This is a genomic window from Gordonia sp. 34D, assembly GCF_056682775.1.
This window is the reverse complement of sequence record NZ_CM155293.1, coordinates 928,280-949,097: the sequence shown is the minus strand read 5'-3', so window position 1 is coordinate 949,097 and position 20,818 is coordinate 928,280. Positions and strand designations below refer to the sequence as shown.

At 63.8% G+C, this 20,818-nt stretch carries 26 protein-coding genes and 1 pseudogene; 14 read left to right on the top strand and 13 right to left on the bottom strand.

Annotated features, from left to right (window positions below; genetic code table 11):
- Nucleotides 1–99: 99 nt before the first annotated feature.
- From AC1L34_RS04365 to AC1L34_RS04355, 3 genes are all read right to left on the bottom strand, one after another.
- Nucleotides 100–909 (bottom strand): cytochrome c biogenesis CcdA family protein, encoded by an 810-nt coding sequence (locus AC1L34_RS04365; protein WP_480035132.1) that lies wholly within the window; start codon nucleotides 907–909, stop codon nucleotides 100–102.
- A complete protein-coding gene (locus tag AC1L34_RS04360) occupies nucleotides 906–1,520 on the bottom strand; it encodes a TlpA family protein disulfide reductase (protein WP_287001281.1) in 615 nt (204 codons plus the stop codon). Before AC1L34_RS04360 ends, AC1L34_RS04365 begins: the two co-directional genes overlap by 4 nt.
- Nucleotides 1,521–1,673: 153 nt before the next feature.
- On the bottom strand, nucleotides 1,674–3,569 hold the full coding sequence (locus tag AC1L34_RS04355; protein ID WP_006898150.1) for a heavy metal translocating P-type ATPase: 1,896 nt from the start codon (nucleotides 3,567–3,569) through the stop codon (nucleotides 1,674–1,676).
- Between the two features lie 87 nt (nucleotides 3,570–3,656).
- On the opposite strand from AC1L34_RS04355, the gene AC1L34_RS04350 reads away from it, so the two are divergent.
- The gene (locus AC1L34_RS04350; RefSeq protein WP_480035131.1) at nucleotides 3,657–3,983 is read left to right on the top strand and encodes a hypothetical protein; all 327 of its coding nucleotides are present in this window, start codon (nucleotides 3,657–3,659) and stop codon (nucleotides 3,981–3,983) included.
- A 26-nt stretch (nucleotides 3,984–4,009) separates the two neighbouring features.
- Here AC1L34_RS04350 and AC1L34_RS04345 read toward each other — a convergent pair whose 3' ends face one another.
- Together AC1L34_RS04345 and AC1L34_RS04340 are read right to left on the bottom strand one after the other, a co-directional pair.
- A complete protein-coding gene (locus tag AC1L34_RS04345) occupies nucleotides 4,010–4,594 on the bottom strand; it encodes a YdhK family protein (protein ID WP_480035130.1) in 585 nt (194 codons plus the stop codon).
- Between the two features lie 171 nt (nucleotides 4,595–4,765).
- Nucleotides 4,766–5,005: a heavy-metal-associated domain-containing protein gene (locus AC1L34_RS04340; RefSeq protein WP_480035129.1), complete on the bottom strand. Its 240-nt coding sequence runs from the start codon at nucleotides 5,003–5,005 to the stop codon at nucleotides 4,766–4,768.
- Nucleotides 5,006–5,327: 322 nt separating this feature from the next.
- Between AC1L34_RS04340 and AC1L34_RS04335 the strand changes: the two genes are divergently transcribed.
- Together AC1L34_RS04335 and AC1L34_RS04330 are read left to right on the top strand one after the other, a co-directional pair.
- Entirely contained in the window at nucleotides 5,328–5,603 is a 276-nt protein-coding gene (locus AC1L34_RS04335; RefSeq protein WP_480035128.1) for a hypothetical protein, read from the top strand.
- Complete coding sequence (locus tag AC1L34_RS04330; RefSeq protein WP_157435742.1) at nucleotides 5,604–5,765, top strand: hypothetical protein; 162 nt, start codon at nucleotides 5,604–5,606, stop codon at nucleotides 5,763–5,765.
- 119 nt (nucleotides 5,766–5,884) lie between these two features.
- Here AC1L34_RS04330 and AC1L34_RS04325 read toward each other — a convergent pair whose 3' ends face one another.
- Together AC1L34_RS04325 and AC1L34_RS04320 are read right to left on the bottom strand one after the other, a co-directional pair.
- On the bottom strand, nucleotides 5,885–6,268 hold the full coding sequence (locus AC1L34_RS04325; protein WP_278127364.1) for a hypothetical protein: 384 nt from the start codon (nucleotides 6,266–6,268) through the stop codon (nucleotides 5,885–5,887).
- The gene (locus AC1L34_RS04320) at nucleotides 6,265–6,534 is read right to left on the bottom strand and encodes a hypothetical protein (protein ID WP_186349799.1); all 270 of its coding nucleotides are present in this window, start codon (nucleotides 6,532–6,534) and stop codon (nucleotides 6,265–6,267) included. The genes AC1L34_RS04325 and AC1L34_RS04320 overlap by 4 nt, the downstream gene beginning before the upstream one ends.
- 23 nt (nucleotides 6,535–6,557) lie before the next feature.
- Here AC1L34_RS04320 and AC1L34_RS04315 point away from each other — a divergent pair, with 23 nt between their 5' ends.
- Nucleotides 6,558–6,872, top strand: a complete 315-nt coding sequence (locus AC1L34_RS04315) for a hypothetical protein (RefSeq protein ID WP_008376388.1) — start codon at nucleotides 6,558–6,560, stop codon at nucleotides 6,870–6,872.
- On the opposite strand, the gene AC1L34_RS04310 is transcribed toward AC1L34_RS04315, so the two are convergent.
- A complete protein-coding gene (locus AC1L34_RS04310) occupies nucleotides 6,869–7,222 on the bottom strand; it encodes an Rv2640c family ArsR-like transcriptional regulator (protein ID WP_005206748.1) in 354 nt (117 codons plus the stop codon). The genes AC1L34_RS04315 and AC1L34_RS04310 overlap by 4 nt on opposite strands.
- A 95-nt stretch (nucleotides 7,223–7,317) precedes the next feature.
- Between AC1L34_RS04310 and AC1L34_RS04305 the strand changes: the two genes are divergently transcribed.
- The 8 genes from AC1L34_RS04305 to AC1L34_RS04270 all read left to right on the top strand — a co-directional run bounded on the left by AC1L34_RS04305 (nucleotide 7,318) and on the right by AC1L34_RS04270 (nucleotide 14,092).
- The gene (locus tag AC1L34_RS04305) at nucleotides 7,318–7,773 is read left to right on the top strand and encodes an ArsI/CadI family heavy metal resistance metalloenzyme (RefSeq protein WP_161896580.1); all 456 of its coding nucleotides are present in this window, start codon (nucleotides 7,318–7,320) and stop codon (nucleotides 7,771–7,773) included.
- A 125-nt stretch (nucleotides 7,774–7,898) separates the two neighbouring features.
- Entirely contained in the window at nucleotides 7,899–8,273 is a 375-nt protein-coding gene (locus tag AC1L34_RS04300; RefSeq protein ID WP_085941944.1) for an ArsR/SmtB family transcription factor, read from the top strand.
- Nucleotides 8,270–9,385, top strand: a complete 1,116-nt coding sequence (gene arsB, locus AC1L34_RS04295) for an ACR3 family arsenite efflux transporter (RefSeq protein WP_005206751.1) — start codon at nucleotides 8,270–8,272, stop codon at nucleotides 9,383–9,385. The genes AC1L34_RS04300 and arsB overlap by 4 nt, the downstream gene beginning before the upstream one ends.
- Nucleotides 9,385–9,825: an arsenate-mycothiol transferase ArsC gene (locus AC1L34_RS04290; protein ID WP_005206752.1), complete on the top strand. Its 441-nt coding sequence runs from the start codon at nucleotides 9,385–9,387 to the stop codon at nucleotides 9,823–9,825. Before arsB ends, AC1L34_RS04290 begins: the two co-directional genes overlap by 1 nt.
- 42 nt (nucleotides 9,826–9,867) lie before the next feature.
- Entirely contained in the window at nucleotides 9,868–10,533 is a 666-nt protein-coding gene (locus tag AC1L34_RS04285) for a phosphatase (protein WP_005206753.1), read from the top strand.
- Between the two features lie 104 nt (nucleotides 10,534–10,637).
- Nucleotides 10,638–12,059: an FAD-dependent oxidoreductase gene (locus AC1L34_RS04280; protein ID WP_278127361.1), complete on the top strand. Its 1,422-nt coding sequence runs from the start codon at nucleotides 10,638–10,640 to the stop codon at nucleotides 12,057–12,059.
- On the top strand, nucleotides 12,056–12,580 hold the full coding sequence (locus AC1L34_RS04275; RefSeq protein WP_231894762.1) for a GNAT family N-acetyltransferase: 525 nt from the start codon (nucleotides 12,056–12,058) through the stop codon (nucleotides 12,578–12,580). The genes AC1L34_RS04280 and AC1L34_RS04275 overlap by 4 nt, the downstream gene beginning before the upstream one ends.
- Before the next feature lie 120 nt (nucleotides 12,581–12,700).
- A complete protein-coding gene (locus AC1L34_RS04270; protein ID WP_480034773.1) occupies nucleotides 12,701–14,092 on the top strand; it encodes an IS1380 family transposase in 1,392 nt (463 codons plus the stop codon).
- Between the two features lie 363 nt (nucleotides 14,093–14,455).
- On the opposite strand, the gene AC1L34_RS04265 is transcribed toward AC1L34_RS04270, so the two are convergent.
- A complete protein-coding gene (locus AC1L34_RS04265; protein WP_424322496.1) occupies nucleotides 14,456–14,752 on the bottom strand; it encodes a helix-turn-helix domain-containing protein in 297 nt (98 codons plus the stop codon).
- Nucleotides 14,749–15,090: a type II toxin-antitoxin system RelE/ParE family toxin gene (locus AC1L34_RS04260; protein ID WP_480035127.1), complete on the bottom strand. Its 342-nt coding sequence runs from the start codon at nucleotides 15,088–15,090 to the stop codon at nucleotides 14,749–14,751. Before AC1L34_RS04260 ends, AC1L34_RS04265 begins: the two co-directional genes overlap by 4 nt.
- Before the next feature lie 185 nt (nucleotides 15,091–15,275).
- Here AC1L34_RS04260 and AC1L34_RS04255 point away from each other — a divergent pair, with 185 nt between their 5' ends.
- On the top strand, nucleotides 15,276–15,797 hold the full coding sequence (locus AC1L34_RS04255) for a glycerophosphodiester phosphodiesterase family protein (RefSeq protein ID WP_480035126.1): 522 nt from the start codon (nucleotides 15,276–15,278) through the stop codon (nucleotides 15,795–15,797).
- A gap of 13 nt (nucleotides 15,798–15,810) precedes the next feature.
- Here the strand turns inward: AC1L34_RS04255 and AC1L34_RS04250 are convergent.
- A pseudogene (locus tag AC1L34_RS04250) lies at nucleotides 15,811–16,977 on the bottom strand (IS3 family transposase).
- A gap of 74 nt (nucleotides 16,978–17,051) precedes the next feature.
- The gene (locus AC1L34_RS04245; protein ID WP_424295732.1) at nucleotides 17,052–18,158 is read right to left on the bottom strand and encodes a Rossmann-fold NAD(P)-binding domain-containing protein; all 1,107 of its coding nucleotides are present in this window, start codon (nucleotides 18,156–18,158) and stop codon (nucleotides 17,052–17,054) included.
- 469 nt (nucleotides 18,159–18,627) lie between these two features.
- On the opposite strand from AC1L34_RS04245, the gene AC1L34_RS04240 reads away from it, so the two are divergent.
- Nucleotides 18,628–19,266, top strand: a complete 639-nt coding sequence (locus tag AC1L34_RS04240) for a TetR/AcrR family transcriptional regulator (protein WP_424324991.1) — start codon at nucleotides 18,628–18,630, stop codon at nucleotides 19,264–19,266.
- A gap of 17 nt (nucleotides 19,267–19,283) precedes the next feature.
- On the opposite strand, the gene AC1L34_RS04235 is transcribed toward AC1L34_RS04240, so the two are convergent.
- Nucleotides 19,284–20,789: an MFS transporter gene (locus AC1L34_RS04235; protein WP_424323893.1), complete on the bottom strand. Its 1,506-nt coding sequence runs from the start codon at nucleotides 20,787–20,789 to the stop codon at nucleotides 19,284–19,286.
- Between the last annotated feature and the right edge of the window lie 29 nt (nucleotides 20,790–20,818).

Below are 20,818 nucleotides of genomic sequence, written 5' to 3'. Positions count from 1 at the left end.
ACCGGCCGGTGCTCGCCCGGCCCGTCGCATCGATCGTGATCGAGAGTCCGCACGCCGACGCGCACCGTCAGGCCGGGGCCAGGCTCGGTGGGCGCCCGGTCACACGGGCAGGACGACGTCGTTGACCAGCGCCATTCGAACCCAGTCCACGAACACATTCCACAAGCCCGTCACCAACATCACGCCGACACCGACCAGCAGGACGCCCCCGACGATCTGAATGGTGCGGGCGTGGCGGCGGAGGAAGCCAAGGCTGCGGACAGCCCATGCCGATGAGAACGCCAGGACCACGAACGGGACACCGAGGCCGAAGCAGTACGCGACGACCATCAGCGCGCCGCGGAACGGCGCGTCGCCGTTCGTGCTGATCGCTAGCCCGATGACGGCACCGAGGGTGGCACTGCTGCACGGTATCCACCCGATGGCGAACACGGCCCCCAGCAGCGGCGCGCCGACCATACCGGTGCGGCGGTGAGGCGTCATGCGGCGTTCTCGCCGGAAGAACGGAACCACGCCGACGAACACCAAGCCCATCACGATGGTCACGACCCCGCCGACGCGTTGCATCACTGCCAGGCGGGCCTGATCGAGGAAGACCGAGGTCACACCGAACAGCGCCACCGTGGCCAGGACGTAGACGAGCGTGAAGCCCAGGACGAACAGCCCTGCCGCGGCAACCACCCGCCACCGGCCGGACTTGGGGCCCTCACCGACCTGGACGGCGGGAGCTTCGGCACCGACCAGCCCCGCCAGATACGACAGGTAGCCCGGCACCAGAGGCACCACGCACGGCGAGGCGAAAGAGATGATCCCGACCAGCGCCGCGACACCCAGGCCCAGCAGCAGCGGACCACTGGTGACCGTGGCCGCGAACGTCGTTCCCAGATCCGCCAGAAACCACTGATTCACTGCGGCGCCGCCTTCTCCTCGGCCACCGTCACAACGGCAGCACGCAATTCGGCCTCGGTGATCGCTCGAAGGAACAGCTTCGCCGGGCGGTGCTGGCGGTCGAGGATCAGAGTGGTCGGGACAACACCCACGGGGACTCCGAGTGCGGCAAGGGTGGCGCCGCCGTAGTCGAAGATCGACCGATAGGGCACCTTGCGGTCGGTGGTGAAATCCTGTGCGGTCGAGCGCGAATCACGAAAGTTGATCCCCACGAACTGCACCCCACGGGCGCGGGTGTCGCGGTAGACGTTCTCCAGTGCCTGAAACTCGGTACGGCACGGTGGGCACCACGAAGCCCACACGTTCACCACAACAACGTCACCGCGGTAATCGGCGAGCCGGACAGTTCCCCGGTCGAACAAGTCCTCACCCTCGACCGCGCCGATCGCACGCCGCATGGCGGGCGCGTAGTCGATGACCGTCTGACCGTCAGGGGAGACGAACTGATTGGCGCGCACCGCAGACACGGCATCAGTGCCGGTACCGCACGCGGTCAGCACCGTGGCACCGATGAGCATCGCGCCGACGAGCGCCTGCGCGCGTCGCCGACGGCCACGCGCGCAGTCCGGCATCCTCTCGTCGATCCGGTACCTGTCCTCGGAAATGTGTCCGAGTGCCACACAACCACCTCCATCTACTAAGGAGAGTAGTACTAACTTGCTTAGTAAATGGTGAGAGTGATCGATGCCCGGGTGCTGACGGTGGCCGGCGGCGGACTAACCCGGCTAGCGGTCCAAGACTGCGCGCGTCGTTGATCCTGGATGCAGGTCGAGTCTGCGCAGCAGTTGTGCGTTCAGGGCCACGACGATGGTCGACAACGACATGAGGATCGCGCCCACCGACATCGGCATGACAAATCCGATGGGTGCAAGCACTCCGGCCGCGAGCGGGACGGAGATCAGATTGTAACCGGCCGCCCACCACAGGTTCTGTTTCATCTTGCGGTACGCCGCTCGCGACAGTTCGATCACCGAGAGCACGGAGCGGGGATCGTCGCTGGCCAGGATGACACCGGCCGAGGCGATAGCGACATCAGTACCTGCGCCGATCGCCAGACCGATGTCGGCCTGGGCGAGCGCGGGAGCATCGTTCACCCCGTCTCCGACCATCGCCACCCTGCGACCTTCGGTCTGCAGTTCCTGCACCTTGGCGGCCTTGTCTTCGGGACGGACACCGGCGAAGACACGGTCGATGCCGAGTTCATGAGCAACGGCATTCGCGACAGCTTCAGCGTCACCGGTGATCATCACGACCTCGACGCCCTGCGCATGGAGCGCATCGACAGCCTCGCGTGACTCGCGGCGGATCTCGTCGGCGAGTTTCAATGCGCCGATCAGCCGCCGGTCTTGAATGACATGCAAGATGATCGCCCCGTCCGCACGCCAGCGATCAGCGACAGGCAGTTCGTTGAGGTGTTCTTCGGCGAGCAGGTGCGGGCCCCCGACCCGCACTGTCGTTCCCTCGATCGTCGCGGTGACCCCCACTGCGGGCGATGAGGAGAAATCGCTGCTGGTCGGGACTCTGAGGCTGTGGCGATCGGCGGCGCCGACGATCGCGCGTGCGAGGGGATGCTCGCTGTCGGACTCAGCGGCCGCCGCCAACGCCAGCAACTGATCCTCGTCGACGTCGTCGACGGCAAAGACATCCGTGACAGTGGGTTCGCCCCGGGTGAGCGTGCCGGTCTTGTCGAATAGGACGCTGTCGACCGTCCGCATGCTCTCCAACGCAAGTCGGTCTTTGACGAGTACGCCGCCCCGGGCCGCACGCTCGGTCGCAATCGAGACGACGAGCGGAATCGCTAGGCCCAGAGCGTGCGGGCACGCGATCACCAAGACGGTGATCGTGCGAACCACCGCATCATCGGGCAAGCCGATCGCCGTCCACACAATCGCGGTGATCGCCGCGGCTCCGAGGGCAAACCAGAACAGCCATCCGGCCGCGGTGTCGGCGAGTCGTTGAGCACGAGACGACGAGTTCTGAGCATCGGTGACAAGCCGTTGGATCCCGGCGAGAGTCGTCTCGTCGCCGGTGGCCGTGATCACGATTCGTAGTCCTGAATCGGAAGCGACCGTCCCCGCGGTCACGGTGTCGCCAACACTGCGGGTGACCGTCTGGGACTCACCGGTGACCATCGATTCGTCCATCGCCGCACGCCCCTCGACGATCCGGCCGTCGGCTGGGATGCCCCCGCCGGGGCGAATGACGACGGTGTCGCCGACCTCCAGATCGGCGGGGGCCACGGCCTCGATTTGCCCGTCTCGGACACGTTCTGCTTGGTCGGGCAGAAGCGCGGCCAGGGAGTCCAGGGCCGAGGTGGTCTGGGCCAGCGACCGCATCTCGATCCAGTGGCCCAGCAGCATGATGACGATCAGCAGCGCCAATTCCCACCAGAACTCCAGTTGATGACTGACAAGTCCCAGCGTCGCCGCCCAGGACGCGAAGAACGCCACCGTGATCGCCAGTGCGATCAGAAGCATCATCCCGGGTTTCCGCGTCCGCAGCTCGCTCAGAGCGCCGGCCAGGAACGGCCAGCCGCCCCAGAGGTACATCACGGTGCCGAGCGCGGGCGCGATCCATTCGGCCCAGCCGGGGACCGAGTAGCCGACCAACATCGCGAACATCGGCGAGAAGGCGATTACCGGAACCGCGATGATGAGGTTGATCCAGAACAGTCGGCGAAACTCCCCGACGTGGTCACCGTGCCCACCATGCCCCCCGTGCGCACCGTGGTGGTCCCGGTGCCCGCTGTGGTCTCCGTGTCCACTGTCGTGGTCCAGGTGCCCGCTACGCCCGCTGGGGGTGCCATGCTCTCCGTGATGGTCGGCGTGGTCGTTGTGATCTCGACCGTGCTCGCCGTGTTCGTTGTGCCCGCTGTGCGGTGGGTCTGCGACAGCATTGTGGCTCTCAGGCACTGCCGCGTCATGGCGGTCGACGCCGTGTATGGGGGCGCCGCCGACGTCTCGGTGGTGGTGGTGCGCGTGGGGGTCAGTCATCCTGCTGCCTTCCTCATCGTCATTCCCCAGCTGGGTTGGTGACTGTTGAAGTCGTCACCACCCCCGGCTCAAGACGTCGGTTGAATTTCGCTCTCGACGACCCACTTATGGTTGGTCATCTTCATGCCGTCCGCCTCGTAATCGACCATGTAGACGGTCTGGTCGGTGGAGCTGGCGATTGTTGCCTTCGCCCCCTTCATGCCCGTCATGTGATCGGCCTCGAGGGTGACTTCGGTGCCATCGGCCAGACGTCGATCTCCTGCGTTTTTGATCTCCTGTTGGACTACCCACTTGTGATCCTTGACCGGCTGGCCGCCGGTGGTCGGGGTGAAGTTCACCGAGTAGGTGTAGGTGTCGAAGGCGCCGACGATTGTGGCCCGCGCACCGTACATGCCTGCCATGTGGTCTGCGGTCAGCATGACCTGGCTGCCGATCGGAAACTTGGGTGCTGAGGCCGCCTTGATGCCGGCAGGTGCCGGTCCGCCGTCCATCGGGTGGTCCATCGGCGAATCGCTCATTGCTCCGGCACTGCTGGCCATGCTGCCACTGTCATGGCCTTGGTGGTCCTGGCTTTCGCCGGCACTGCAACCGGCCAGAACCAGTACTCCGACGAGTATTCCGGCCGAGACGGCCGTCATGAGAGGCTTGCGCATGTGGTCTCCTATCCACTCTGATCTCACCGAACGACGCACCGGTGTGGTGCATCGCCGTTTTCTCCGTTGTCGGCCGATAGCGATTTGCTCGGCGGCCGCACAGGGCTGAAGGTGTAAAAGTGCGTTAACCCGCGAACGTCACGCCGACAGCAGGAAGCGAGCTGGCGTCCATCAAATCCGCACTGCCGAATAGCCGGCCGCTGTGACTGCGTCGACCACCGCGGCCTCGTCGACGAGGCCGACGGAGGTGACCACGAGCCTGCCGGTCTGCGCGCTCACCTGAGCGTCCTGAACACCCTCTACGGCTGCGACTTCCTTGCGCACCGAGGCCTCGCAATGCCCGCACGTCATGCCTGTTACCTGATACTCGCTCGACGACATGTCTTTCCACCTCTCCAGTTGATACCCCATGGGGGTATGATGTTCTGATGAACATATACCTGCCATCGGCTGTGATGCAAGGGGTGCCGCCACGCATCGCAGTCTGGGGGTCTGGTGGGAGCTGCCAGGTGGGCGGCTTGGTCAGTTTGCGTTTGACTAGATCGGGCACTGACCAGCGGAGCCTCCGAAAACGGCGGCGAATCAGGCGGCTTGTGTGTGGCGACGATGGCATCCATGGAATCGGTCCGACTCTCGGTTGCCGCCGTCCACGATCGTGTGACAGCGCATCTGGACGCCTTCGACGACGCGACACTGGTCGACCAACTGCGCACGCTGCTCGGTGCGCGTTTGGTTGCGTATCTGGCCGGCGCCCAGCACCGCTGCGGTCAGCGACTACATCACACGCGCGGCCGCAGTCCCGGACCACGTCCGAGCCCGTTTGAAGGTGGCCTACACGGTGGCGGCCCTGCAACACCAGCTCGGCGCTACCCCATCGTTGATCCAAGCCTGGTTTCAGGGACGCAATCCGCGCCTGGATGATCGAGCACCGGCGCAGGTCATCGCCGACGATCCCTGCCGCTTCCGAGGCACGCTCATCGCGGCCGCCGTTACTCTGGTGGGTGGCTAGGTGGACACTGACGCCGCGTTTGCGGCCACCTGGCGGATCGGCAGTCGAATCTATGCCGTTGCTCAAGCCGAGATCCTCGTCGACTCCGTGGTGGGACCGCCCCAGCACATTCGGCGACGACTGGATGCCGTCATCGACGACCTCCTCGATCCTGCTGACTAGGCTGGCGAACAGACGGATCAGCCGATGGCCCTACGGTTGGGCGCGATGTGCGCAATGACGTTCTCGAACCGTGGGACGGGACGTGCGCCGGTTACCCGAGAATCGTCGGCGGTCTGTCGTCACTCGTCCGCCGTGTCTAGCCGGCCGTAGAGTGTGGCGATCAGCACATCCTTGGCGCGAAGTTCTGCGCGGAGACGATGGAGTTCGGCATCGTTGGCCGTCAACTGAGCCCGAAGCGCCGACACGATGGAGCTGTCGGTGGCTGCAGCCTCGGGTGGCGGGGCGATGGTGGTGTGGGCGCGGATCTTCTCCCGTAGGTCCGGATGGTTGTAAATCGTCTTGCGGGTGACGCCGGCACGTACAGCGACGGCGTTGATGTTGATTGTGGCCCCCGATCTCCGCATCGCGGTGAGGGCCTTCTCAATCCGAGTCCGGACGTCGGCGGAGCGCTGCCGTGCGTGGGCGTTGAGCGCGGCGATCGCCTGATCAGTCGGTGGCGTCATGCCCCATCACCTGGGTTCTCGGCTTTCCCGAGTGCGATCTCGTGCAGCCCTCGAGTCTGGATCTGCAGCAGCGGTCGCCGATCAGAGGTGCCGGCCCCGGCCACCGCCGACTCGCGATCGGCCGATGCCTGGTCACCTTCGGCAGCGAGTCGGGCGATGATGGCATCGAGCGAGGCGATCTCGCGGAGTCGTTCGTGGACCCAGACGTTCTCGTCGGAGAGTTCACGTCCGGTGCGCTCGTAGTACTGACGGCGACGGACTTGCATCCATCGACATACAGGACCTCAACTTGCATAGCTCGAGTTTCCCCGACTCGCCCAGAAAAGAGAGATCCGAACTGCTGACACCCGCGAACTTCGGGTTTCCCGACTCCGTCGTCGTCCGGCTGCGTACGTGGCTCGACGCGTGGACGGCGAACTTCGCCGACGCACCGAGCGACGACCAGCACACGTGGCGTCGCGGATTCGACGTCGCCGGCTGGCTTCACGAAGGCGATACACTGGCCGACCTCATCGCCGAGTCGCTCCCCGACTACACCGTCGAACGCCAGTATCGGACTTACGCAGCTAACGCCGTGCGGCGCGATGCCGATCACCCCGGCTAACAGCAGGTGTCGAGCACTCCTCTCAGTGCTTCCAGCGAGTCCGGTTCGGCGCGATGCAGGACGTTCACGCCTCGACGCTCGGAGCTGACTAGGCCCGCCTTTTTGAGTTGACCGAGGTGGTGGCTCACCGTACCCGCCGAGAGTGCGAGCGCCTCGGCGAGATCACTGGTGCTGATCGCACCTGGTCGGGCGCCCATGAGGATGGAGACCAGCTGAATTCGCGCCGGATCGGCCAGCGCCTTGAGCCGGAGAGCCAGCTCTAGGGCCGCATCCGCTTCCATTGGACCTGCGGAGATCGGTGCACAGCAGATCGGAGCACTGATGTCGACCACAGGGAGCGTCTTGGGCATGACCCCAACCTACCCATCCGTTGACATATGTCAAACTCTGGTCTAGAACTTGAGTCGCAACACTTTTGATGTATGTCGAATCCTTGGAGGATCTCATGTCACGCGTGCAACTCGCCCTCAACGTCGACGATCTCGACCAGTCGATCGCCTTCTACACCAAGCTGTTCGGCGTCGGCCCGGCGAAGGTCAAGCCGGGCTACGCCAACTTCGCCGTCACTGAGCCCGCACTGAAGTTGGTGCTGCTGGAGAATCCCGGCCAGGGCGGCAGCATCAATCACCTCGGCGTTGAGGTCGATTCCAGTGAGAAGGTGCACGCCGAGATCGCCCGATTCACCGAAGAGAAGCTGTTCACCGAAGAGGAGATCGGAGCAACCTGCTGCTTTGCCACTCAGGACAAGGTGTGGGTCACCGCTCCCGACGCCGAGCGGTGGGAGGTCTACACCGTGTTGGCCGACGCTGAGACCTTCAACGGCGAACCGGTCGCCGCCGCGGCCCCCGCCGGCGAATCTACGCCCGCGGCATGCTGCACTCCCGCGGCGAACTGCTGCTGAACGCGACCTTCTCTTAGGGCTGCCAGGCTGGTCGCCACCCGATGCCGGGGTGGCGACCAGTCCCGTTTCGAACGTGGACTGCATGCACCCTTGCAACCAGTATCGATATCTGTCAATATCGATGCATGTCGAACTCGATTCCGTTGACCGATGTCACTGTGCGGTGCTCACCGTTGGTGCGTGAGCCCCTCTCGGAGCGGCAGTCGGTTGATCTTGCTGTGGTGTTCAAAGCACTCGCCGACCCGATCCGGTTGCGACTGTTCAGCTTGATCGCCAGCCACGAGGGCGGTGAGGCGTGCGTGTGTGACATCTCCCCGGCCGTCGACGTTTCGCAACCGACGATCTCCCATCACCTGAAGGTCCTCAAGAACGCCGGTTTGCTCGAGTCTGAGCGCCGCGCGTCGTGGGTGTACTACCGCGTTATCCCCGATGTTCTGTCCTCGCTCGCCGGGATCCTGCAGTCCGGCGAGCTCGCCAGCTCGATGGAGGTTCACTCGTGACCAGCCCCACCCCGACGGCCGGGCATCAGCCGGTCGTCGGCAAGCTCTCGACTCTGGACCGGTTCCTGCCGGTGTGGATCGGCGTCGCCATGGTCGCCGGTCTGCTGCTGGGCCGGATGATCCCCGGACTGAACACCGCGTTGGAGAAGATCCAGGTCGACGGCGTTTCACTGCCTATCGCCTTGGGCCTGTTGATAATGATGTACCCGGTCCTGGCCAAGGTGCGCTACGACCGCCTCGACACCGTCACCGGCGATCGCAAACTACTGCTGGGATCGCTGCTACTGAACTGGGTGCTCGGCCCAGCGCTCATGTTCGCCCTCGCCTGGATCTTCCTGCCCGACCTACCCGAGTACCGGACCGGCCTGATCATCGTCGGCCTCGCACGGTGCATCGCCATGGTCATCATCTGGAACGACCTCGCCTGCGGCGATCGTGAGGCAGCAGCCGTCCTCGTGGCGCTCAACTCGGTGTTCCAGGTGGTGATGTTCGCCGTCCTGGGCTGGTTCTACCTCTCAATCCTGCCGGGCTGGCTGGGCCTGGAACAGACGACCATCAGCACCTCTCCGTGGCAGATCGCCAAGTCGGTGCTGATCTTCCTCGGCATCCCGCTGCTCGCCGGATACCTGTCACGCCGGATCGGCGAGAAGACCAAGGGCCGCGACTGGTACGAAGCGAAGTTCCTGCCCAAGGTCGGGCCGTGGGCACTCTACGGACTGCTGTTCACGATCGTCATCCTCTTCGCCCTGCAGGGCGAACAGATCACCTCCCGTCCCTGGGACGTCGTCCGCATCGCCGTGCCACTGTTGGTCTACTTCGCAGTGATGTGGGGCGGCGGCTACCTCCTGGGTGCGGTTATGGGCCTGGGCTACGAACGCACCACCACGCTTGCGTTCACCGCGGCAGGCAACAACTTCGAACTCGCCATCGCCGTCGCGATCGCCACCTACGGCGCGACCTCCGGCCAAGCCCTCGCCGGCGTGGTCGGTCCGTTGATCGAGGTCCCTGTGCTGGTCGGCCTGGTCTATGTCTCCCTTGCCCTACGCAAACGCTTCCCCCTCACCCCGTCCTCTACCTCCGCTTCCGCGGACTCTTCTAGGAGCATGAACTGATGCCCGACGACCTGACGATCACCGAGAACGCGGCCACGCCGAGTGTGCTGTTCGTGTGTGTGAAGAACGGCGGCAAGTCTCAGATGGCCGCCGGCCTGATGGGCAAGGCGGTCGGCGAGGCCGTCGAGGTGCACTCGGCCGGAACCAAACCCGGCACCGCGGTCAACGGGCTGTCTGCCGAGAGCCTGGCCGAGGTCGGCATCGACATCACCGGCGAGACTCCCAAGCCCATCGATCCCGAGTTGCTCGCCCGCGTCGACCTGGTGGTCACTCTCGGCCGAGAAGCCGTGGTCGATGCCCCCGCCGGGGTCAGGTTGATCAACTGGGACACTGACGAACCGTCCGAGCGCGGAATCGACGGGATCGAACGGATGCGCCTGGTCCGCGACGACATCGCTGCCCGCGTCACCGCGCTGGCAGCCGAACTCACCGCGCGCTAACGCCGGAGCTGGGTCGGTATCTACGAACCGGGGTGAAGCCTGATGAACGCCGACGCCACGACCGAATCAGCCGGGACACCAGATCTGCTGATGCCCCAAGCCCTGCTATCGCGAACCGCGGAGAGGCTCGCCGCCCAGTACCGAGGGATCGTGTCCGAACAGACCGTCGAACGGGTCGTATTCGAGTCCTACACCGCGCTGCGGCGCACCTCCCGCATCCACACTCACCTGGTGACCCTGACAGGCAGGTTCGCCGCAGAACGCCTCGCCGCCCTAGCGCAGTCCACCGGCGCAACCACCACGACCGTGCCCGAAGTGCTGTTCATCTGCGTCCACAACGCTGGCCGCTCACAGATGGCCGCCGCGCTCCTGACCCACCACGCGGCAGGACGAGTGCACGTACGTTCAGCCGGGTCTCTACCCGCGGCGGACATCAACCCGATCGTCGAGCTAGCCATGACAGAGATCGGCCTTGATCTCGCCGCCAAGTTCCCCAAGCCGCTCACCGACGATGTGGTCGCGGCCGCGGACGTCGTGATCTCCATGGGCTGCGGCGACGCCTGCCCGATCTACCCGGGCAAGCGGTACCTGGACTGGCAAGTCGCCGACCCCGACAACCACCCCATCGAGACCGTTCGTCTGATCCGCGACGACCTCAACTACCGCGTCCGCAACCTCCTCGCCGAGCTCCTACCTGCCACTACCTGACCGCCGCTGATCGGCCTGCCCGCACGCTCCCGCGACTTCTCCCAACAGCGCGGCGCCCTGCTCTACCTCACATACCCGTGTCCCTTCGGAAGGAACCGACACCCATGCCTGCACGCAAGATCATCGCAATCGGCGGATCAGACGCCGGAATCTCCGCCGCACTGCGGGCTCGCGAGCTCGACCCAACCAGCGAGGTCACCGTCGTCGTCGCCGACGCCTACCCGAACTTCTCCATCTGCGGCATCCCGTACTACGTCTCCGGCGAAGTCACGCACTGGAGCAACCTCGCCCACCGCACCGCCGCCGACCTCGCCGCCACCGGCATGACCGTTCATACCGACACCCGGGCCACCGCGATCGACACCGCCGGGCACCGCCTCACCGTCACCGGGCCCGACGGCGTCTCACGAGACCTCGACTATGACGCTCTCATCGTCGGGACCGGCGCGGTCTCAGTGCGGCCACCGATCACCGGCCTCGACCAACTAGGCCCTGACGACGGCGTTCACCTCCTGCACTCGATGGGCGACACCTTCGCCGTCATGAACACCCTGACCACCACCGACCCGAAGACCGCGATCATCATCGGCGCCGGCTACATAGGCCTGGAGATGGCCGAAGGGCTCACCACCCGAGGCCTAGCCGTCACCCAGATCGAAGCCCTCCCCGAAGTCCTCCCCACCGTCGAACCAGAACTCGGCACCCTCGTCCACAACGAACTGGTCCGCAACCGAGTCGACGTACGCACCAACACCCTGGTCACCGCCATCGACCGCGCCGACAACGGCGACCTGACCGTCACCACCGCGAATGACGGCCACACCGACCACCTCACCGCCGACCTCGTGCTCGTCGTGGTCGGCGTGCGCCCCGACACCGACCTCGCCGCCGCCGCCGGCGCCAACCTCGGAATCAAGAACACCATCGCAGTCGACGAACAGATGCGCACCAACCTGCCGGACGTCTTCGCCGCCGGCGACGCCGTCCACACCCACCACCGCCAACTCGGCATCACCTGGCTCCCACTCGGAACAACCGCACACAAGCAGGGCCGCGTCGCGGGCGAAAACGCCCTCGGCGGCACCGCCCGCTACACCGGCTCCCTCGGAACCCAAGTCGTCAAAATCTTCGACCTCGTCGCCGCCCGCACCGGCCTCAAAGAAGCCGAAGCCCTCACAGCCGACCGCGGCTGGACACCAGTATCGACCACCTCGACACCCGACGACCACAAGGCCTACTACCCAGGCGCCACCCCCATCAACATCCGCATCACCGCAGACCACAAGACCGGCACACTGCTCGGAGCCCAACTCATCGGCCACCGCACCGCCGAAATCGCCAAACGGATCGACACCTACGCCACAGCCCTGCACCACGGCATGACCGTCGAAGCGCTCAGCGAACTCGACCTGTCCTACACCCCACCCCTGGGATCACCATGGGACGCCGTCCAAATCGCCGCCCACAACTGGGTACACGAACACCGCCTGCACGCCCAGCGCAGCGAACTGAACCCAAACCAGTGACCACCAGCAGCAACCCCTCCGAGCCCCACACAACACGCGCGGTCATCGCACCAATGGCGCCCGAACACGGACCCCAAGTCCTCGCGATCTACCAAGCCGGCATCGACACCGGCAACGCAACCTTCGCGACCGCCGCCCCAACCTGGCCCGACTTCGACCGCGATCACCTACCCGACCACCGATTCGTTGCCCTCGACCCCAACGGCAACGTCACCGGATGGATCGCCGCATCACCGGCATCGAGCCTGTGCGTCTACACCGGCGTCATCGAACACAGTGTGTACGTCGACCCCAACCACTCCGGCAAGGGCGTCGGCACCGCACTCCTACAAGCGCTCATCGACTCCACCGAAACCGCAGGAGTGTGGACCATCGAAACAGGAATCTTCCCCGAGAACCACGCCAGCCTCGCACTGCACCACGCCCACGGATTCCGCACCGTCGGAACACGAGAACGCATCGGCCAACACAACGGCCACTGGCGAGACGTCGTCCTCATCGAACGCCGCAGCAACGCCTAACCTCGGGCTTTCATCGCTGAATTCGCCTGACCTGCCGTTTTCATGAAGAAAGGTGCTCTGAGCTGCAATAATTGTTGTTGCGAAACGACAATCACAAGCAGGGCAAGGAGCACCTTTCTGGTGAAGAACTCTACCGTGTTTTACCCGCAGATTCAGGCCACCGCCGACGGCGGCGGCATCATCACCCACGGCGGCACCGTCCTGGCCACCCGTACCGCCGAACTCTCCGGCCTCACCGACGCGCTACGGACCGCGCTCGCGCCGTGGCGCAAACCCCTCGCGACCCACGATCCAGCGAAGATCCTCCTCGATTTGGCCACGAGCCTGATCGTCGGCGGTGACTGCCTGGCCGACATCAGCATGGTCCGCGGTCGTCCCGACGTGTTCGGTCTGGTGGCCTCCGATCCGACGGTCTCACGCCTGATCGCCACCCTGGCCGCCGATCCCGAGCGGGCTGTGAACGCGATCCGGGCCGCTCGCGCCGCCGCCCGCCAGCGGGTGTGGTCCCTGGCCGCCGATCAGGCTCCCGATCATGGTCGGTCGGCGAAGAAGCCGCTGATCATTGACATCGATGCGACGTTGGTGACCGCCCACTCGGAGAAGGAGCAGGCGAAGCCAACCTATAAGCGGGGCTTCGGTTTTCATCCGTTGATGGCGTTCATCGACCACGGGCCAGACGGGACCGGGGAGGCCGCTGCGGCGATCCTGCGGCCCGGCAACGCCGGTTCCAACACCGCCGCCGACCACATCACGTTGACGCAGAAGATCCTTCAGCAGGTTCCCGGCATCGGGTCTCGGCTCGGTAAGTCGATCCTGATACGCACCGACTCGGCCGGCGGCACCCACGACTTCATCGATTTCCTCGCCCGCCGACGCCTGTCGTATTCGGTCGGGTTTCCGTTGAACGAGACGATCGGTGACCTCATCGACCGGTTGCCGAAGAAGGCGTGGACCCCGGCCTACGACCCGGACGGTGAACCCCGCAAGAATGCTGACGTTGCCGAACTGACCGGAGTCCTGGACCTCTCGGGGTGGCCGGCCGGGATGCGGGTCATCGTCCGCCGTGAGAAGCCGCATCCGGGCGCCCAGCTGCGGATCACCGACCGCAATGGGTGGCGCCTGATCGCGTTCGCCACCAACACCACCGGCGGCCAGCTCGCCGATCTCGAGGTCCGGCATCGGCGGAGGGCCCGCTGCGAAGACCGTATCAGGATCGCGAAAGACACTGGCCTGACGAACTTTCCACTCAAAGGGTTCGCGCAGAATCAGATCTGGCTCGCCGTGGTCGAGGTGGCGTGCGATCTGCTCGCCTGGACCCAGATGCTGGCTTTGGCCGGTACCGCAGCGCGCCTGTGGGAACCCAAGAAGCTGCGCATGCGACTGTTTGCGACCGCGGCCCGCCTGACTCGTCACGCCCGCCGACTCCGGCTTCGGTACGACCGGCATCATCCGTGGAGTGGTCTGCTCGCTGCCGGCCTCGAGCGGCTGGCCGCCTACCCGGCACCCGGCTGACTCGGTAGCCGAGCCCTGACCTTACGAGATGAAAGAACCTGCTCTTCCGGTGATGTGGAACCCGGACGTATCCGACGATCGGCGGCCTTGTCGTACCCGACAGGCACAATCAGCTCACAACCATCAATCCGAAACCGCACAGGCCAGGACGTCACCCCGATGAAATTTCGAGGCTAACATCGCCGGATACGCGCAATTTCGAGCGCACCAACCACAGCAATACGCATCGAAGTGATACGCAGGGTATCCAGTAAGCCAAACGGCGGAGATATCGACGATCCCCTCCACTTACACACTCAGACGCTTCAGCCCCGAGTCGATTGAGCTAGCCCGAGTTGTATCGACGGAATTTGCCGTTAGCTCTCAGGCCGCATCAATGCGGACGGTCAGCCGCGCATCGCAAGCTCGAGCCAGACGGTCAAGGAAGTTAACTGTCGGCGTGCGCGCACCATTTTCGACTGCGGCAATCGAACTCTGCGTAGTCCCCATCCGTTCCGCGAGTTGCTTTTGGGTGAGGCCAGCGCCTTGGCGCGCCTGGTATGCGATGCCAGCCAGTTCCATCGCGACGCCCGCAGCCTCATACACCTGATCATGGACGCGGCGCGCCTCGACGTCGAGGCTCGCCAGGTATTGATCCTTGTAATCGGAATAGCTAGTCATCGGTCCCCCTCCAGTGTCCGACGCAGCACCCCGCGGGCTCTGCGAACTTCTTTTCGTTCATTGTCGCGCTGCTTGCGAAATACCGTCAACGTGATCACACGACGCTCGGGTTCGACTGTGTAAGTGATTCTCTGATTAACCTGCTCACACCGGAACCGCAGCTCCCACAACCGATCATGAAGCTTGCGACTATGCGGCATCCACAGACCCGGACCTTCTGCCGCAAGATAATCGAAAGCCCTGAACGCCTGGGCGCGACCTTTGTCACCGAGGCCCTCGAGCCAGCCTCGAACCTCGTCACTCAGGTCGATATCCCACGGCGTCGGATCCCCACCCATGCGCAAAGTATAGCGACTTCACTATATAGCGTCAACGGTATGTGACATGAAAATAGTCGAAGCCGCCACCAACCAAGTTCGCATCGGTCCGAGGTAGCCAAACGCAGCGACCTGCCACCCGACATACTCTCACCGGACCATCACACAACATCGCCAGTTCATCTGCGACAACTACCGTCCGCCGTGTGTATCTGCGTAGCAAGGTCACCCGCCGTCTGGCCACTATCGCCGTCGTCGCAGCGAGCGCCAGTGTGTCGGTACCAGTTCAGGCCGCGACAACCGCGCCATTCGATTTGCAGTCGCATCGCGGCGGCCGCGGCGAGCACACCGAAGAATCGCTGTATGGGTTTGCCCGTTCTATTGAGTTGGGTGTCACCACACTCGAACTCGACATCGTCCTCACCAAAGACAACGTGCCGCTGATCTGGCACGACCCCACCGTCCAAGACGACAAATGCACCGACACCGCACCCGCCAAGCCCGGTGACAAGCAGTTCCCCTACGTCGGGAAGACGATCCACGACCTCACGTTCGCGCAGATCCAGACCCTGACATGCGACAAGACGTTGGCGAAGTTCCCCGATGCTAAACCGGTCGAAGGCAACAAGATCGCGACCCTGCCACAACTGTTCCGAATCGTCAGCGAATACAAAGGCAACAAGGTTCGCTTCAATATCGAAACCAAAATGGGACTGCTGCACGAATAGGTGACAGATTTGGTCAAGCAGCCTGAGCGGCCGGTGTGGCCATAATGGCCTCGTACTCGACTGGGGTCAACCGGCCAAGGCGAGGCTGACGCCGGCGACGATGGTAGGTCCGTTCGATCCACGTGACGATCGCGATCCGCAGTTGCTCCCGAGTGGCCCACGGCCTTCGGTTGAGGACGTTCTTCTGCAGCAACGCGAAGAACGATTCCATCGCGGCATTGTCACCAGCCGCCCCGACTTGGCCCATCGATCCGACCAGTCCGTGGCGGCTCAACTCGTGCACGAACTTTCGGGATCGGAATTGCGATCCCCTGTCGCTGTGGACGATGCAGCCAGCCACGTCGCCGCGCCGGGCCACGGCGCTGGCCAGGGCGTTCACCGCGAGCGCAGACTTCATCCGCGAGTCGATCGAGTAACCCACGATGCGGCCGGAGTAGACGTCCTTGATCGCGCACAGATACAATTTTCCCTCTGCGGTCGGGTGCTCCGTGATGTCGGTCAGCCACAGCTGGTTCGGCGACCCAGCAGTAAAATCACGCTCGACAAGGTCGTCGTGGACGGGCGGGCCGGGTTTCTTGCCGTTCTTCCCACGTTTCTTCCCGAACACCGACCACCAGGCATTATCTCGGCAAATCCGCCATGCGGTGCGCTCGCACATCCGCTCACCACCGCTTGTCGCTTCGTCGACGAGGAACCGGTAGCCGAACTCTCCGATCGTCGCGGTGGGCGTCGAACAACGCGTTGGCCCGGTACGCCTCAGCGAGTTCGCCAGCGGCCACAGGCTCGGCCAGCCACCGGTAGTAGGGCTGGCGAGCGAGCTTGAGGACCCGGCACGTCACCGCGACGGGGATCCTGTCTTCGGCCAACTCGCGGACGAGCGGGTAGATCATTTTCCCGGCAGGTTTGCTTGCGACAGATAGGCCGCGGCTCGTCGCAAGACCTCGTTCTCCTGCTCGAGCAGGCGGATCCGCTTCCGGGCCTCACGAAGCTCGGCGTTCTCGGCGGCGGTCGTGCCGGGCTTGATGCCGTCTTCGACATCGGCTTGCTTGAGCCAGTTCGCCAGGCAGGATTCGCTGATCCCGAAGTCGGCGGCGATCTGCTTGAGCTGCTGGCCCGACTCGCGATTGCGGGCCACACGCACGACGTCGTCACGGAACTCTCGGGGATAAGGCTTGGGCATGGGGAACATCCTTCCAGCGGCGCCTCACGGCACCACAGATCAGATGTCACCTATTCGTGCAGCAGTCCCGCTCTCTACGCAATCCTGACGTGCGGAAATTCCGAATCTCGCCCCTGAAAACTAAGGATTTTCGGGTTCTGGATAACTCCATCGCGAATCTCGATTGCCCGCGAGATGGTGACGTCATTGGCCCACGCCGCCGGTCCTTCCATCACGGTGCGGAGGAATGGCAGGAGCGCTTCGCTGATCTCCCACGTCGCAGAGTTCCACAGGTACGAAGGGCTGTGGTCGACGGCGTAGTAGTTCACACCCTCGCCGACCGTGAACATCGGATCGTCGAAGCCCGTTGGCACAGCCCACTCAAAACCCATCCCCTCGTCGCACGACACGTCGATGATCAGACGGCCGGCGGCGAAGTGCACAAGATCTTCGGTGCGCAGGTAAGTCAGCGGAGCCGTCACGTCCTGATACGTGCAATTGACGACGATGTCGTGCGATGCCAAGAAAGTCGGCAACGGGACGTCACCATCGGCGGTCGCCACCTCGCTGAGGTACGCAGGACCATCCGAAGTGTTCAGTTGGGTAATGAACGCACCGTGGATCTGCGAGCCGACAGCGGCCGCGCCCCGCTGAGTGAGGACTTGAATGTCGTGGATCCCGAGGGCCTTGAGTGCAGTAACCGCACCACGCGCTGTCGCACCAAAACCGATGACGACGGCACTGCGACGTGGACCGTATGCGCCGGTCACGCCCTGCAACGCCAACGCGTGCATCACCGAGCAGTAGCCGGCGAGCTCGTTGTTCTTGTGAAGGACATGCAGACTGACATCCCCGTCGCGAGTCCAATGGTTCATCGCTTCGAAGGCAATCAGAGTGAGCCGACGGTCCACCGCCGTTTGCGTCATCGCTGAATCTTGGACGCAGTGAGGCCACCCCCAAACAATGCGCCCCATCGGTACCGCGGCCACATCGGTCGCCTGCGGTTTCGGCAACAGCAGGACGTCGGCCGAACTGATTACCTCGGCACGCTCCGCGACCCTGCCAACGCGCGATTCGATGTACCCGGGCGCGAGCTGAAAGTCGTCGGCGTACCCGCGCTCGACGATCATTCGCGCTCGAATATCCGGCGGAATCCGGTCGAGGTGATGCGGATGAATCGGCAACCGCTGCTCGTTCTCCATCGTTGAAATCGCGAGCAAGCCAAGGCTGAGGAGCCCGTTGCTTGGTTCAGTATTGTGAGGTGATTCCGGAGAAATCGCCAACGGCCATCGAGCGGTGCCGGACATCCGGCCTCCCGTCATAGTGGGAACCAGAGCCAGCTCCCAAGTCCGACTATAGGCCGAAATCGCAGGCCCAATTACCAGCAGTCGCCGGCGCACATCGAGGGCGAACGCCGTCATCGGAGCTAGGAAATACGCGGATGCGTGTCCTGTGCATGCGTGCGTCGAAGTCGGTGGCCGCGCTGCGTTAGGTCGTCAGGAACGGTAGTTCAACCCCAAAATCCGCCGCCTGGAGCACCACATGCGATCCCCCGTTCCGTCTTCAGCTCATACCGTCTGGACTTCGGCAGATTTCAGCGAGCACTCTTCTTGAGACATCCGGTATCAAACGGTTCCAGATGAATCAAATGATTCCGGATAGCCTTGCATCATGTCCACACCCGATGCCGGAGTCGCCGTATATCGAGGCCAAACCCTGGACGACCGCATCGACGAACGCCGGAAACAACTCCTCGACGCTGCGTTCACGCTCCTCGCCCACGGCGGCATCACGGCCATCACGATGCGCGCTGTTGCCCGCCAGGCCTCCCTGAGTCCGCGATACTTTTACGAAAGCTTTGCCGATCGATCCGCCCTACTGGCGGCGATGTTTGAGCAAACGATGGTGGCGTTTGCCCAGGCCGTCAGCACTGCCATCCAAGCCTCGGCGACAGACCCGCTCAGCCAAACCAAAGCGGCCATCGCCGCCGTCACGGAGTTGCTCGACAGTGATCCGACGATCGCTCGACTGCTGCAGGAATCACTGGCCGAGGATGCCTTGCGCGACACCGCAAGTGCGGCGATTCCGCGGTTTATTGAGATGACGGCAGGACTCCTCATCGACGACGCCTGGTACCGAACTGCGGATCCAATCAAGATGCGTCTCGACATCAGCGCCCTCACCGGGTCGCTTACTCGGCTGTTCATCGACCGTTCCGAAAGGCGGTTTGACGTATCCCGGGACGACTTTATTGACTACTGCACTGGTCTAATCGCCGATCTCGTCCAACGTCGCCAGAGCCGACGATAGCGCCAGCCCGCTAGCGGCTACTCGGAAACCGTCCGCGCTGGTTCCGGTGATGGCGCCTCTTGTCCGGCTCCGATTGGCTTACGGAGGTTAATCAGGAACCCGGCTACGACCGCCACCAAGCCTAGGATCGCTGCCGCGATCATGAACCCCACACTTTCACCATGGACCATCGCCAACATCCTCATCGCCGGGATATCCGCAGGCCCGTGAATGGACCCGCTGTGATCGGTGATGTAGCTGGCGGCGGCATTGGCGGCAATCGTATTCAACAGTGCCGTTCCAACGGCACCGCCGACTTGCTGCGACGTGTTCACCATGGCCGAGGCCACTCCGGCATCACGTGATTCCACACCAAATGTTGCAAGGTTGATGGTCGTCATGAACACCGTTCCCATGCCGCAACCAACGAGGAACAGGCCGGGCAAGATGACACTCCAATACCGCGTGGAATCGGCCGATATCTGACTCAAAAACAACATGCCGACAGCGCCAATGAGAGCACCCGGGACAATCAAGAACCGCGGTGGGACGCGCGTAATAAGGCGAGCGGCGATCTGGGTGGAGCCGATTAGCATGCCGAAAACCATTGGCAGAAAAGCAAACCCGGCACTCAATGGTGAGTAGTGGTGAACGTTTTGCATGTATAGCGTCAGGAACAGGAACGACCCAAACATGGCGATGGTCGAGAGTCCCACGCTGAGGTACGCGCCGCCCCGAGCCCGGTCGAGGATCACTCGCAGCGGCAGCAACGGGTATCGGCAGCGCATCTGCCAGCCAACGAACGCGGCCAACAGCACAACGGCTGCAACCAGGCTGGCAATCGTTCCGCCGTCACCCCAGCCCTCTTCGGCCGCTCGACTAAATCCGTACACGATCAAAGCCAGCCCGGAACCCGCCAGCACCACACCAAGGACATCGAGCCTTATCGGCTGATTCCCTAGCTTTGGCGGCTCTTTGATTTCGAGAATTACGCCGAGCAGCGCGACCACGGCAACCGGCACGTTGATGTACATCGTCCAACGCCAATCAAGCATCTGCGTCAGTAATCCACCCAGAATGAGGCCCAGCGCAGCACCGCCGCCAGCAATCGCACCGAAAATCCCGAAGGCCCGCGCACGCTCGGATGGCGTCGCGAACATGACTGTCAGCAGTGACAGGACGGCCGGCGCGAGTAAGGCACCGAACGCACCTTGCAGCGCGCGGGCACCGAACAGCATCTCCTGGCTCACTGCGGCTCCACCGAGCGCCGAAGCCGCGGCAAAGCCGACGAGCCCAACCATCAACGTTCGACGACGCCCCCACATGTCGGCGAGCCGTCCACCGAAAAGGAGCAGCCCGCCAAAGGCGAGGGCGTACGCGGTGATGACCCACTGCTGATTGGCGTCGCTGATGTTCAGGTCGGCCTTGGCATTCGGTAGAGCGATGTTGACCACGGTGCCGTCGAGCACCACCATCAACTGTGCGAGGCAAATGAACGCTAAGGCGCGCCAACGGCGCGGATCCAAAACTACTGGCGGTTCCATACTCGACGTTGTCACTGGTCGCTCGATTC